Genomic DNA, 14,189 nt, shown 5'->3' with positions numbered 1-14,189 from the left:
TTGTCGTACGGCAGGGGAAACAATACATGGTAAGGCAATGATGCAAGGCGATCAGGCTCAGGATTCTGAAATATCAACGCAGGCGGTCATCTACCTGGGGCCCAGCTCCATGAGCCTGATGGTGGCGGAGGTGGCCGAGAACAGGATACGCATGCTGGATTTCCTCCAGCAGCCCGTTCCCATGGCCCGGGATATTTTCCGCCTTCACCGCATTTCCCGCCATACGATGGACCGCTGCGTGCAGATCATCGGGGACTACCTGGAAATTCTCAAGGAATATGGAACCGGCGTCCGGCTTTCCGTACGGCTGATGATTTCTAACATCATCTCGGAAGCGGATAATGTGGATGTATTCGTGAACCGGATGCATGTGGCCCACGGTTTGCGCGGCCGGCGCATTGACGACGGCAAAATGACGCGCCTCATTTATGTGAAGGTGCAGGAAACGCTGGCCCGGTATCCCGGATTCAGCAAGAAAAAGGTGCTTGTGGTCCATACCGGACCGGGAAATACCCGCGTGCTTCTGTTCCAGAAGGGGCGCATCATGCGCTATTCCTGCTACCGCCTGGGAACGCACCGCACGGGTGAAGCCGTCGGAGAAATCGAATATGGGGACGACGTAACGGAACTTTCCCTGCTCCGGGAGCACATGCGCGGGCAGGTGGACCAGATCTGCCTGGATTACGGCGGCGTCAAGGGATTGGCCGGCCTCGTTGTCATCGGGCAGGAAATGCAGCAGTTGCGGGAGCGCCTGAATCCGTCTGCGGAGGGCAAGGTTTCCTGTTCCGCGCTGGTGGCGGAAGCTGAAAAAATGTCCCGCACCACGATGGAGCAGCGCATGAACGTTTACGGTGCCGACTTTGCCGGGGTGGATTCCCTGCTGCCCGCCGTGTTGATGACGGAAATGATTGCCCGCAGTCTGAACCTGAATGACGTCATTATTCCCGATAGCGGCTATGAGGAGGAATTCCTCGGCAGTCTCATCCGTGCGGAACGGCATCCGGAGGATCTGGAGGCGGAAGTGCTCCACTTTGCCGGCATTCTGGCGGACAGGTACAAGGCAGACAAGGGGCACCGGGAGCATGTGGCGCACCTGTGCATGGAAATGTTTGACCAGCTCCAGGACCTGCACCGTCTTTCGGAGCATGACCGGTTGCTGTTGGAGGTAGCCTCCATCCTCCATGAAGTAGGGTCTTTCATCAGCCAGCAGAACCACCAGCTTCATTCCCAGTACATCATTCTGAACAGTGAAATTTTTGGCCTTTCGCGTGACGACGTGGAAACCGTGGCTCTGCTGGCCCGCTACCACCGGCATGAGGTTCCTTCCAATTCTGATCCCATGTACGGGGAGCTGGAACTCACGGACCGCATGCGCGTGGCGAAAATGGCCGCCATCCTGCGCGTGGCGGATGCCCTGGAGCGCGGGCACGCCCAGCGCGTGAACGGCGTCAGAGCCCATATCCGCGGCCGGATGCTGGAGCTGGAACTTCAGGGCGTGCGGGAAACCGCCGTGGAAGACCTGGCCCTGCGGCTGAAGGGTGACCTGTTTGCGGATATTTTTGGCTATGACGTCGTGCTGGTCCCGCAGAGGTGACCCTGCTGCAGAACCCCTATCCTCTTTTTCCCATGTCTAACGAATATATCAACAGAGAACTTTCCTGGCTGGAATTCAATCAGCGCGTGCTGGACCAGGCTGTAAGGACGGATCTTCCTCTTCTGGAACGGCTCAAGTTCCTGGCCATTACCGCCTCCAACCTGGACGAATTTTTCATGGTGCGCGTGGGCGGCCTCCAAATGCTCAGGCATTCCGGTTCCCGCGTAAAGGACATTTCCGGAATGACTCCGACGCGCCAGTTGAAGGCTATCCGTACCCGGGTAGGGCGCATGATTGAAGACCAGTACCGGCTTTTCCATGAGGAAATCCTGCCGTGGATGGAAGTCAACGGCATTAATCCCCTGGCTCTGGAAGACCTCAGCACTTCCCAGAGGCTGACGCTGGAACAATATTTTAACAACCAGATTTTCCCCCTTCTGACTCCGTTGGACATGGATGCGCCGGAAGCGCCGGCCCTTCCGTCCCTCAAGCTCCTGATGGGGGTGGAATTGCGGGACAATGAGACCGGGGACGTACGCGTGAGCGTGGTAGCCCTCCCGGACGGCCTGCCGCGCCGCGTTCCCGTGCCCTCTGCGGAGACGGAGCGCTACGTGATGCTGGAAGACCTGGTGCGGGAATGCATAGGTTCCGTTTTCCCGGGAGAAACCGTTCTTTCCGCCGCCGTGTTCCGCGTCACGCGCAATGGAGATATCGCCGTGCAGGAGGAAGATGCGCTGGACCTGGCGGATGAAATGGAGGAAGTGCTTGTAGCCCGCAAATTCTCCGAATGCGTGCGGCTGGAAATAGAATCTTCCGCTCCCGTTCCCCTTCATGACCGGATCATGCTGATCGTCGGCGCAGGCAAGGCGGAGACCTACGACCTCAAGGGGCCTTTGATGCTTTCCGACTTCATGGAAATGGCCTTTGCCCCCGGCAATGACCAGCTCAAGGTGGAACAATGGTCTCCGCAGCCATCGCCCGCGGTGGATCCCGCCGTCAGCATCTTTGAAAACATCGCCAACGGGGACATTCTGCTCAACCATCCTTATGAAAGTTTTGAGCCGGTTCTGCGTCTGGTGGAGGAAGCGGCGGAAGATCCGGACGTCATCGCCATCAAGCAGGTGCTGTACCGTACCGCCAGGAATTCCCGCATTGTGGCCGCGCTGAAAAAGGCGGCGGAGAGCGGCAAGCAGGTGACGGCCCTGGTGGAATTGAAGGCCAGGTTCGACGAAGCGCGCAATCTGGAAAAGGCGGAGGAGCTCCAGCGTTCCGGGGTGCAGGTGGTTTATGGCGTCAAGGGGCTGAAAACCCATGCAAAAATCTGCCTGGTCGTACGCAGGGAACAGGGCATGCTGCGCCGCTATTGCCATTTCGGCACGGGAAATTACAATGAAGTCACGGCCAAGATTTACACGGATATTTCCTACCTCACCTGCGATGACCAGCTCGGGGCGGACGCCTCCCAGTTTTTCAATTCCGTGACGGGCCGCACCAAGCTCATGCGGTTCCGCAAGCTGTATCCCTCTCCGGCGCTGATGAAGGCCCGTCTCATTGAGCTGATTGAGGGGGAGGCGGAGCGCGCCCGGCAGGGCGAACCTGCACGCATTTCTGCCAAAATGAACAGCCTTCAGGATGTGGAAATTATTGACGCCCTGTACAGGGCCGCCGATGCCGGAGTGGACATTGAACTGAACGTGCGCGGCATCTGCTGTTTGAAAACGGGGCCGCGTCCCAACGGGAAAGTCATTCGCGTCGTCAGCATTGTGGACCGTTATCTGGAACATGCCCGCATTTTCTTTTTCCACCACGGCGGCAACCATCAGCTCTTCATCGCCAGCGCGGACTGGATGACCCGCAATTTGGATAAGAGGGTGGAACTCATGGTTCCGGTGATCAACGGCAGGCTGGCGCGGCGCCTCAAGTCCATTCTGGATGCCTGCTTCAGGGATAACGTGCAGGCATGCAGCATTCTGCCGGACGGCTCTTCCGAGCACGTTGTGCGCAAAAAGGGCCAGAAGGCCTTCCGCCTGCAGCAGTACCTGACCAAGGAGGCGCGTCGGCTTGCCAAGGACAAGGAGCGGGAGCGCCAGCAAATGCTGGAGCCGCACAAGCCGCATGAGTAGCGGATGATTCCACGCGTTTTGCAAGAGTTGGGAGCAGGGAAGCGTGCTTGCCTTGTTTCCGTCTGTTTGCAGGTACACGGGAGCCGGCATGATTTTTCTTTCTTTTTTTATTTTGATAATGAGTATGTTGGATATATCCGGCCTTGATGCCGCCCCGTTGGAGAATGTCCGTTTCCGCCTCCGTAAGACCGTGCCTGCCGGGCGATTTTCTCCTTCCTGATGGCAGGGCGGAAATGGAGAATTTTGTCCGGATTTCTCAGTCCGGTAAGCCTGGCATCTTCCGGCATGCATTCAACAGGGCAAGGGCAAGGGCATGTCTTCTTATGAAGACATGTGTACCCGTATCTTCTGTTTTCTTTTTGCGGTTTTGGCTCTGGGGCCTGTTACTGCAAAGGCTGAAGGCTCCGCTTGGAAAGCCTCCGGTCCTGCGGGACCGGGTGCTGCCGTGAAGGCTCCCGAGCATCTGGCGGAGGACGGGCTTTATGCCCGGTTGAAGGAGATGCCCTATCTTTACAAGAACAAGGATTCGGAATTTCTAAACCAGTTCAAGCTTCTGCTGACCGGACAGTATCAGGCGGCATGGGTGGCTCCGTCCGGAGCCAATAAATTCCGGAAGGGTTCCGGCGGCCATGAGGATGAGTGGCGGCGCCTTCAGATCGGCTTTGAAGCCGTTTTCCTGAAAAACCGCCTGACTCTGCACAGTCTGACCAACATGGGGGAGACGGACGGCATGTACAAGCTGGAAAACGGCCGGTGGAGCCGCACAAAGACGGACTGGGGCATTTTTGAGCTTTATCTCAAGTACAAGGTCAACCCCTCCTTTTTTGTACGCACCGGAAAGATCACTACGAAGATGATGACCGAATTCCGGGAGACGGCCAGCGAGATCAAGACTCTGGAACGTTCGGACCTTGTCAACCAGCTCGGCAGCATTTCCAACTGGGGCATCGTGCTGGAAAACCCGCGGCAGGATGTTCCCGTGGGGTGGGAAGCGGCTGTTTTCCTGAATGACACGAGTACCAGCCTGGCCCATGAAATCCAGTTCAATACGGAGGACAACGCCTTTGCCAAAGCCTCCGTCCATATGGATGCCCGCGGCTTTCTGCCGGGGGAGAAAAGCCGTGTCTGGCTGACTTATGCGCATAATTTCACCCATTACGCGGGGCGTGCCCTGCCGGAAGACTCCTACTATTCGGGGCTGGGGGCCAGGGATGTGGTGACGATGGACTGGGTAATGTCCCAGGGGAAGTTTTCCATGGTGACGGAACTGATGTCCGGCTTCCGTGTGGTGGGGGATGCCTACGGAGAGAATGTTTACGGGCTTGTCCTTCTGCCTTCCTATAGGTTTTCCCCCCATCTGGAGGGCATCTTCCGGTATCAGCTTTCCCACGGAAGGGATGCGGTCAAGATGTTTGTCCGCTACGTTCCCGCCGTGACGACTTATCCCAAATGGGTGAGTACGATGAACTCGTTTTACTTTGGGTTGAATTATTATGTGTTCCCGAAAGACCCGGACATGCTGAAATTCATGGTGGGCGGCGAATACACCGCTACCAGCGGCGCGCGCGGCGGAGCCAAATGTTTCAACGGCTGGACCTGGTTCACCGCCGTCCGTTTTCATTTCTGAACGGGATGGCCTTCCTCCTTCTCCATGAGGTTGGATTATGGACAGCCTGCAGCGGAATCCGGGATGCATTTGTAACAAACAACTTGTCATGTGGGGCTTTATGTGTTAACGGGATTGGAATGTAAGAAGGCCGGTTCTTCTTTCATCTCCTCACCCTGACTACCCTGGACATGAAACTGCTGTATTTTTTCTGCCTGCCTGTTGTTGCCGTTTGCGTGGCTGCCGCCCAGACGGCGGCTTCCCGCCTGCCTTCCCTACCTCCCCCTTTCATGAAGACGGAATGCCGCCAGGGGGAAAGTCCCGTTTCCGTCGTTCAGGCGGAAATCAAATCCCGTGTGATGGAAAACCTGGCGGAAACGGAAGTGACTCTGGTATTCCGCAATCCCAACAGCCGCGTGATGGAAGGCGAACTGGCCTATCCCCTGCCTGCCGGCGCCACGGTGCAGGGATATGCCCTGGACATCAACGGCCGCATGGTGGACGGCGTCCCCGTACCCAAGAAAAAGGCCCGTGTCATCTTTGAAAATGAAGTGCGCAGGCAGATTGATCCCGGATTGGTGGAATGGTCCGGCGGCAACATGTTCAAGACGCGCGTTTATCCCATTCCCGTGGGGGGCACGCGCACCATCCGGCTACGTTATTCCTGTGTTCTTCCGGAGAATGCCGAAGGCGTTCCCTCCCTCCAGATTCCGATGAATTTCAAGGAAAAGCTGGACTCCCTCAAGTTGAGGATGGAAGTACTCAACAGCCGGAAGCCGGTCGTCGTTTCCTCCCCGCTGGACAATGTGGAATTCAAGGGCTGGAGCAGCGCGTTTCTGGCTGAAAAGGAATGGAAAGGCTTGTCCCTAACGGAAGATTTGTTCATAGCCCTGCCGCGTGCGGAAGGAAAAAAAGCGGAAGAGGCTTCCGTATTTGTAGAGTCTTCAGACGGCAAGTCTTATGCGGCCGTTTTTCTTCCTCCGTCCCAGGCGGCTGTGAATACGGAAGCCCGGGCATGTCCCGGTTTCATCCATCTGGTATGGGATGCCTCCGGTTCCATGAAGGATATCGATGTAACGAAAGTCCTTGATTTCTTAAAGAGTTATCTTTCTTACGGCAACGTTGGGAAAGGCGTGGAACTGTGTTTGACCGTAGTGAGGGACAGGGTTTTGCCGTCCAAAACCTTCACGGTGGCTCCTGACAGGCTGGAAGATTTGTCCAGGGAATTGAAGGCCCTGGATTATGACGGGGCTACCGGGGATTTGGGTGTGGCCGCGGCCCTCTATGCGGACCGCAAGGGGGCCTGCATGGTTGTGAGTGACGGATTGGTCAATTTCAGCGCTGCTCCCGGGCGGACCACACCTCTTCCGGAAGAGGCGTATGCCGTGGTGGCCGTTCCCCGCAAGGATGTCAACCTGTTCAAGAGCATGGGTTTTCGGATTCTTGACCTGAGTACCCAGACGGTGGAGCAGGCCATGGAAAAGGTCCGTTCCGGAGAGGTACATGCCGGTTTTGACGACAAGGGAGACATGCCCTGGGGTGCTTTTCTCCGGTATGAATCTCCCGGGCTTCCGGCGGGCTCCGTTCTGCTGGTGGCGGAACTGGAAGGGAAAGGCGTGTTTACGGGAGGAATAAAAGTTTCCGGCGGTGGTGTTCCGGACAGGAACATCCCGGTAAGCGTAGATACGGATCGGGCCCTTCCAGGCACCATGTTGCGGTCCTTGTATGCCCAGGCCAAATTGAACGAATTGATGCGCCAGCCAGCTTCCGGAGGCAGGGATGAGGCAGTCAGGGAACTGGGAATGGAATACGGCATGGTAACTCCCGGCACATCCCTGCTGGTGCTGGATTCCCTGGACCAGTACCTGGAATACGGAGTCCGGCCTTCTGCCTCTTCTCCGGAATTGCGTGCTGAATATGACAGAATGATGATGGAAGGAGAAAAGAGGGAAGTCTTGAAAGAAGAAAGCGCCCGGCTTGACAGATTGAAAACTTATCTTGCCTCCTGGGAGCGGCTGCAGAAGTGGTACGACAGCTTGAAATATGTTCCGGCGGAAGTTTTGTGGAAGCAGGGAAAAATGGAGGAAGCTATTGACGCATATGAGAAAATATTGAAGCAGGATGCCGGAAACAGGTATGCCATGAAACGCCTGAAAGAGTTCAGGAGTACGCTGGAAGGTGTGAAAAAGGCCGCGAAGGCGAAAGAAGAACGCCAGACCTTGAAAAGAAAACTGGAAAAGGAATATGCCGTAGGGATGCCGGAAAGCGTTCAGGGCATGTTGTCCCTGGCGTCCGGATTCCGCGATGTCGGCGATTATGAAAAAGCGGTGCTTCTGTTCGGCAATGTGCTGAAAAAAGATCCTGATAACGCAGCAGCCCGCCGTGAGCTGGAAAATATTAGCCGCAGAATGGTTTTCTCCTGCAGGGCCGCCTTTGACAAAGCCAGGGCCGCCATGCAGGAAGCTGTGGATGGCGCGTCTGACGATCCCTTCATGTTTGTTCCTGTTCCTGTTTCTTCTCCTGTGATGCAGTTTTCCGGTAACGATGAGAATTCGGATCCTTTTGGAGCCGATTTCGCGGTTGATAGCGTCAATGGAGTTCCAGAAAGAGCACCCGCCAGCACGGTTGTCGAAGAAGGAGACCTTTTACCGCCTATGTTGGAAGAGGGCGCCGAGTTGGGATTGGAAGAGGAAAATTCTTTCTCCGGTAGTGCTACGGGAAATACGGATAAAATAACATTGCCGACGATTTCCGGTGCGGCCGGAGGGTTTGGCAGCTTAAGCGAAAATGCAGGGGCTTTGAGAAAGAGCCGTTCCGGCAGTTCCCCCGTGGTCAATGTGAAGGCATGGGATTCCAAGGCTCCGTATCTGGCTGCCCTGGAGGCAGCCGACCGGCCTGTTGCAGTGTATATGAGGCTTAAGGAACAGTATGGAGAAAGTCCCGGATTTTATATGGACTGCGCGGATTGGTTTGCCGGAAAGGGGGAGAAGGCGCTTGCCATTCAAATTCTCTCCAATTTGGCGGAACTGGAGCTGGAAAACCGTTCCCTGCTCCGGGTTTTGGGCTACAAGCTGCGCTACATGGGGGAACTGGAACAGGCAAAATACATTTTTGAGATTGTGAAAAACCTGTTTCCGGAAGAACCGCAGTCTTACCGGGACCTGGCTCTGGTACTGGACGAACTGGGAGAAGCCCAAGCGGCGTTCGATATGTACAAGGAGGTGCTGGACCGCCCGATGCCGGAACGTTTTACCGGTATAGAGCAAATCGTACTGGTGGAAATGAACCGTCTGCTTTCCCGCAGCAAGGCCCAAGGGCTGGATTTGGATACCAGAAGAATTGACCCCGCCTTCATCAGGCCTGTTGAAGCGGATTTGCGCGTGGTCATTAATTGGGATACGGACGCATCGGACATGGACTTGTGGGTGACGGACGCCACCGGGGAAAAATGCTATTACAGTAATAAATTGACCAAGTCCGGCGGTCATCTTTCCCGTGACGTGACGCAGGGCTACGGTCCGGAAGAATACCTCGTGCGCAAGGCAATTCCCGGTCCCTACAGAATCCAGACGGACTATTACGGAACCCATTCGCAAAAAATGCTGGCGCCCGTTACCCTCTATGCGGAGGTATATACGGACTATGGCCGCCCGGAGGAAACCCGCAAAACGTCCGTGTTCCGTCTGGACGGAAGAAAGCAGGTGGTTCACGTGGGAGATGTGACGTATGGCCGGAATCAGCAGGAGGGCATGACACGCGATTACCAGGTGAAGGCCGGGGAAACGCGCTCTTCCATTGCAGCGGATCAGTTGGGAGATAAGGAACGGAAGAAGGAGATCATCCGGTTGAATCCAGAATTAAAGGAACGGGAGCCGAAGGCAGGAGAAATCATCAAGCTTCCCCGGTGAAGAAAAATGATGGAGCGTGTTCCTTACATCCCATACATGCCCGATCATGCCCTGCCGTTTTCAAAAGCGTGCAGCAGGCGTTTCAACAAGCGGATTCTTTTCTGGCGTTTGCGGAAATTCTTTCCGAAGGAGAAGGGAAGGTGCCATTGGTTGTAGCGGAGCTGCTTGCGCGTCCAGCGTGTGAATTCATCCAGCAAATTCTTTACGTAGGGCTGGTGGGAAGGGGTTTCCATGGCCGCTTCCCACCAGACATTCGTGGACATAAGGTATTCTTCCGTCTTTTCAGGCTGAAGCCAGGGTTTTTTGGAGCCGATCATATGAAAGAGCTTCCATGAGCGGTTGGCGTAAATCGTGGAAATGCCGGAGAATTCCGTTCCCTCCGCTGCGGCTTCCAAGCCGTCTTTTTTCAGCTCAAACTGGAAGTGATAATTCCATTCAACGGGGAGAGGGGATATCCGGTCGTGAAACACGATGTTCAGGGCGTCCTGGTCCGGATGCTCCAGTTGTTCGTTGTATTCTTCAATCACCTGAAGGAGGCGCGGTTCCGCATTTTCCGCCCGTATCAGGGCCAGATCCAGAACCAAAACGCCCGAGTTGAAGTAATGGCGGGGATTGCTCAGGCCGAGCGGTTCCAGTTTTCTAAGCTGGAGGCGCGGATAGCCTGCAATCAGGCTGCTCAGTACAGATACGTCCCGAACGGCACCCAGAGGATTTCCGCCGAGGTCGGCATCGTAAAGTTCCGCTACATCCGCATAGATGACCGTATCCGCATCCAGATACACTATTCGGTTGTGAGAGGGCAAAAGGCTGGCGGCCAGCAGACGTGCATATGCCAGGGAAGAGAAGCGTTTGACGTCCCGGTGGTCCAGCACAGCCGCCAGTTTGTCCGGCATCGTGCTGAAATGCAGGAGCACATGAGGATATGCGGCAACGGCTTTACGCAATTCCTGTATGTTTTCTCCGGTCAGACCGTCGTGGACGATCCAGATTTCATAGCTCCGGTCCGGATTGGCGTGGACGCACAGGGAGTGAAGGGTGACGGCCAGGCAGACGGTCCATGGCGCAGTAACGGCAAACATGACAGCAACGGCAGCCTGTCCGTGCGGGGAATGGATTGATGTAGATTGCATAAGGGTAAAAAAGGGAAAATTGTTGAAAAATATAGTATTATTGCCAGCTGCCGTCAAAGACGGCCAGCAGTCGTTGAAGACCTTTGATCTTTATCCGGCGTTTCCGGAAGACTTTGGCGGGGGAGATGAGCAGCCTCCATTGATGGCGGTGCATCCGGGAACGGATGGGGCGTGTGAATTCCCGGTAGAGGGAACGCAGTTCGGCGCGGAATGCGGGAGTCTGCCGGCCGGCCGGCCACCAGAGGGAGAGGTAGAGGCGGTGGTAAATCTTTTCCATGTCCGGCGGGAGCCAGGGCTTGTAGTCGCCGACCAGATGGAACAGCTTCCATGAACGGTTGTTGAACAGGGCATGCACTTTCTCGAATTCGGTTCCGGTGATGAGGGCCTGCATTCCTTTGTGGTGCAGTTCGAATTGGAAGTGGTAATTCCACTCTACGGGCAGGGGCATCATGCTGCCGTGAAAGGCGATGTTTAAAATGTCCTGATCCCCGTACGGAAAAGAATCCGGGCGGGAGCGGAGTATCCGGAAAAGAGTATTTTCCATGTCTTTTTGCCGCATTTGACGGAGATCCATGACCATTACTCCTGTATTGCAGTACAGCAGCGGGAAAGTTACGCCCGTGCCAGCCACGCATTCCAGATGGGGCGCGAGCCTTCCCGTGCAGATGCTCTGCAGGACAGCGCAATCCCGGACGGCGGCTATCGGTTTTCCCTGAAGTTCGGTATCGTAAAGTTCAGCTACGTCTCCGTTCAGCAGGATGTCTGCATCCAGATACAGGAGCCGGTCATACTGGGGAAACAGGCCGGCAGCCAGAAGGCGGACGTAGGACAGGGAGGAAAATCGGCCGCAATCCCTGTTCTGGAGGGATTGGAACAGTTTTTCCGGGAGCGTGGCAAAATGAATTGATATATGGGGATGGCCGGAGATGGCCTTGTGCAGTTCCTTCATTTCTGAAGCTCTCAGGCCGTCATGAACGATCTGGATTTCATAAAGGCGGCGGGGATTGGAATGAAGGCAGAGAGAATAAAGGGTCACCGCCAAAGGAACAAGCCAGGAGGAAGTGACGGCAAACATGATGGGAACGGGATGCCCCTTTTTCTGGCAAGGAGAAGATGAAGTCGGCATGGGCTGGATTTCAACAGGAAACGAAAAATGGGCGGAATGAGGAGAGGTTCCGTTGCCTGTGAAGAATCCTTATGCAGGGAATGGTGGAAGAAGGAAGTTTCAGTTTCATGATGAGGATGAATTCCGGTGCGCTGGGGAGGAAGCGTAAAAACACGTCTGCAACTGCTTTTTCCGTTATTCACAGCATAGGACAACTTCTGCGGTAAAAACGCTCATGATACGGAATTAATTATACGGATTAGAAATCCGGAAGGTTGTTTCCGATTTTTCCCAAGGTTGATTACCATTTGTTAATAAAACAATTATGTTAAATTCTGGAAAGAAGCTCATAGGAAAATCTTTTTTCAGGAACATGCGTCTGGCAATGCGTATGCCCTTTTCTGTCCGGCTGTTTGGTTTGACTTCGGATTTCTAATCCGTTACATGGAGATTGCATTGCATGCGGTAAGCGTATCCATCATTGTCCCTTGTTATAATGTAGCTCCTTATGTGGATGCCTGCATGGACAGCCTGGTGTGCCAGACTCTCCGGGATATTGAAATTATTTGTGTGAATGACGGGTCCACGGACGGTACCCCGGCGTTGCTGCGCGCCTGGGAGGAACGGGACAGCCGTGTACGGGTGATTGACCGTGAAAACGGCGGCCTTTCCGTGGCCCGTAACACTGGTATGGAACTGGCGGCAGGGGAATATATCGGCTTTGTGGACCCGGACGACTACGTGGAACATTCCATGTATGCCCGTCTGCTGGAGGAAGCCCGCAGGCATGACTCGGATGTCGTGGCGTGTGGTTATACATGTTTTTCAGTTCATGGCGGGAAGGTTTTTGAGAAATGGAATATCTCGCCGGATTTCGGAGTGGAGGAAGATGCACAGTCAAGTGTATTTGGATCAGGGTCTGCCTGTGAAAGAATGGATATAGTCGCTTGGAACAAGCTATATAAGAGAGGGTTTCTGGAAAGAAACAACCTCTGCTTTGAACCTTCCTGCAGGCAGGCGGAGGACGTTCTTTTCTGGCTGATGCTGCTGGCGCATGTTTCCCGTCTGGCAGTAATTCCCGACCGTTTATACTGGTACAGGAAAGAAAGGGAGGGAGCCCTTTCCCTGAAATGGGAAGAAGAAGGGGCCCCCGTTCTTCTTTTGATAGATCGTCTGGCATGTGCTACCGTTTACTGGAAAAAATTCGGATGGCTGGAATCCGGCCTGGAAAGAGGATGGGTGGTTTATTTCCTGCGGTGCTACCTGTTGCAACGCCTGGTGCCCGTGCATAAGCCGTTTCCCCCTTTAAGCAGAGAGGAATGGCGGGCTTTCCACGGAAAATTCCAAGAGTGGTTTGCGCTGGCCGGGGACAAGGTGGACAGGTTGCAGATATTGGATAAATGGGAGACAGCGTTTTGCCGTCTATTATCCCAGCCCGCAAAAACTCCGTACTGGATGCGCCGTATGTGGTGGAAACTTCTTTCCCGCCGCGGTGGACGCCGGGGCCGCTATTATACCCTGCGAGTTCTTTTGGCACAGGAATACCCGAAAAAATAATTTTCAATAGTATGCACCCCTCCGTCTCCATCATTCTTCCCTGCTATAATGTGGCTCCGTACCTGGATGTTTGCTTGAACAGCCTGGTGAACCAGACTTTGCAGGATATTGAGATCATCTGTGTGAATGACGGTTCTATGGATGATACGCCGTCTCTATTAAATGCATGGGCTTTAAAAGACAGCCGTGTGCATGTGTTTAACCGCAAAAATGGAGGGCAGGCTGCCGCCCGCAACGACGGCATGGATTGGGCACAGGGAGAATATATCGGTTTTGTAGACCCGGACGATTATGTGGAACATTCCATGTATGCCCGTCTGCTGGAAGAAGCTCGTAGATATGATGCAGACGTAGCGGTTTGCGGTTATACAGGTTTTTCCGATTCTGATGAGGCAGTGCTGGAAGAATGGAGCCTTTCTCCAGATGCCGGAGTAGAGGAAAACATGAAAGAAAGTCCATTCCAATGGAATGCTCTTTGGATGCAGGCGGATGTCGTTGTGTGGAACAAACTGTACAGGAATGATTTTTTGAGAAAAAACCGTCTTCGGTTTGAACCTTCATTCCGTTCCGTGGAAGATGATGTGTTTTGGATGATGTTGTTACCGCACGTAACCCGCCTTGCTGTTATCCCAGACCGTTTGTATTGGTATCGCAGGCAAAGGAAAGGTTCTGTTTCTTCCTTTTGCGGAAAAGATGGAACTTCTTTCCTAGTGGTATTGGAACGGTTGGAGTATGCAACGATGTATTGGAAAAAGGCGGGCTGGTGGGAATCGGGTGTAAGTCTGGGCTGGGTATCCCACGTTTTGCAACATTATCTGCTGGCGCATTTGATTTCCATGAACCACCCTCTCCCGTCTCTGGATGAACAGGAATGGGCATTGTTCCGCAATAAGTGCCGGAAATGGTTTTCAATGGTAGGGGATACAGATGTCTTCTGCAATCTGGGTAAATGGGATTATGCCTTTTGCCGCTTGCTTGCATGTCCTCCGGAACGTGCTGGTCCCCTTTCCCTGGCTTGGTGGAATCTTCTTTCCCATTGCCGTGGACGTCGCGGACGCTATTACGTGATGCGGAGAAAGCTGGCTCTTGCAGCGGCAGAGGCCAGCCGCCTGCAAACGGAAGATACTGGTGTCCCTCTGAATAAGAAACTGTAATAAGATAGATGA

8 protein-coding genes are annotated in these 14,189 nt (G+C 54.5%); 6 read left to right on the top strand and 2 right to left on the bottom strand.

What is annotated here, in order from left to right:
* The first annotated feature begins 37 nt into the window (after positions 1-37).
* From V3C20_RS04295 to V3C20_RS04280, 4 genes are all read left to right on the top strand, one after another.
* A complete protein-coding gene (locus tag V3C20_RS04295; protein WP_130084385.1) occupies positions 38-1,594 on the top strand; it encodes an HD domain-containing protein in 1,557 nt (518 codons plus the stop codon).
* Between the two features lie 32 nt (positions 1,595-1,626).
* Positions 1,627-3,717 (top strand): polyphosphate kinase 1, encoded by a 2,091-nt coding sequence (ppk1, locus tag V3C20_RS04290; RefSeq protein WP_130084384.1) that lies wholly within the window; start codon positions 1,627-1,629, stop codon positions 3,715-3,717.
* A 331-nt stretch (positions 3,718-4,048) separates the two neighbouring features.
* Positions 4,049-5,344 carry a hypothetical protein gene (locus V3C20_RS04285; RefSeq protein WP_130084383.1) on the top strand — a complete coding sequence of 432 codons (1,296 nt, stop codon included), beginning with the start codon at positions 4,049-4,051 and terminating at the stop codon, positions 5,342-5,344.
* Between the two features lie 170 nt (positions 5,345-5,514).
* Positions 5,515-9,231: a VIT domain-containing protein gene (locus tag V3C20_RS04280; RefSeq protein ID WP_130084382.1), complete on the top strand. Its 3,717-nt coding sequence runs from the start codon at positions 5,515-5,517 to the stop codon at positions 9,229-9,231.
* 44 nt (positions 9,232-9,275) lie between these two features.
* Here the strand turns inward: V3C20_RS04280 and V3C20_RS04275 are convergent, their stop codons facing one another.
* Both V3C20_RS04275 and V3C20_RS04270 read right to left on the bottom strand, forming a co-directional pair.
* The gene (locus V3C20_RS04275; protein ID WP_130084381.1) at positions 9,276-10,361 is read right to left on the bottom strand and encodes a glycosyltransferase family 8 protein; all 1,086 of its coding nucleotides are present in this window, start codon (positions 10,359-10,361) and stop codon (positions 9,276-9,278) included.
* A gap of 37 nt (positions 10,362-10,398) precedes the next feature.
* Complete coding sequence (locus V3C20_RS04270; protein WP_130084380.1) at positions 10,399-11,487, bottom strand: glycosyltransferase family 8 protein; 1,089 nt, start codon at positions 11,485-11,487, stop codon at positions 10,399-10,401.
* A gap of 423 nt (positions 11,488-11,910) precedes the next feature.
* On the opposite strand from V3C20_RS04270, the gene V3C20_RS04265 reads away from it, so the two are divergent.
* Together V3C20_RS04265 and V3C20_RS04260 are read left to right on the top strand one after the other, a co-directional pair.
* Positions 11,911-13,023 (top strand): glycosyltransferase, encoded by a 1,113-nt coding sequence (locus V3C20_RS04265; protein ID WP_130084379.1) that lies wholly within the window; start codon positions 11,911-11,913, stop codon positions 13,021-13,023.
* Between the two features lie 11 nt (positions 13,024-13,034).
* Complete coding sequence (locus tag V3C20_RS04260) at positions 13,035-14,177, top strand: glycosyltransferase (protein WP_161981388.1); 1,143 nt, start codon at positions 13,035-13,037, stop codon at positions 14,175-14,177.
* The last annotated feature ends 12 nt before the right edge of the window (positions 14,178-14,189 follow it).

The organism is Akkermansia sp. RCC_12PD, from assembly GCF_036417355.1.
Taxonomy (GTDB): domain Bacteria; phylum Verrucomicrobiota; class Verrucomicrobiia; order Verrucomicrobiales; family Akkermansiaceae; genus Akkermansia.
Note: the sequence above shows the minus strand (reverse complement) of the source record. Positions and strands in the feature narration are given on the sequence as shown.

Bases quoted from the DNA above. Each gene is read 5' to 3' on its own strand.
- V3C20_RS04295 (WP_130084385.1), top strand. From the start codon at position 38: ATGATGCAAGGCGATCAGGCTCAGGATTCTGAAATATCAACGCAGGCG.
- ppk1 (WP_130084384.1), top strand. From the start codon at position 1,627: ATGTCTAACGAATATATCAACAGAGAACTTTCCTGGCTGGAATTCAAT.
- V3C20_RS04285 (WP_130084383.1), top strand. From the start codon at position 4,049: ATGTGTACCCGTATCTTCTGTTTTCTTTTTGCGGTTTTGGCTCTGGGG.
- V3C20_RS04280 (WP_130084382.1), top strand. From the start codon at position 5,515: ATGAAACTGCTGTATTTTTTCTGCCTGCCTGTTGTTGCCGTTTGCGTG.
- V3C20_RS04275 (WP_130084381.1), bottom strand. From the start codon at position 10,361: ATGCAATCTACATCAATCCATTCCCCGCACGGACAGGCTGCCGTTGCT.
- V3C20_RS04270 (WP_130084380.1), bottom strand. From the start codon at position 11,487: ATGCCGACTTCATCTTCTCCTTGCCAGAAAAAGGGGCATCCCGTTCCC.
- V3C20_RS04265 (WP_130084379.1), top strand. From the start codon at position 11,911: ATGGAGATTGCATTGCATGCGGTAAGCGTATCCATCATTGTCCCTTGT.
- V3C20_RS04260 (WP_161981388.1), top strand. From the start codon at position 13,035: ATGCACCCCTCCGTCTCCATCATTCTTCCCTGCTATAATGTGGCTCCG.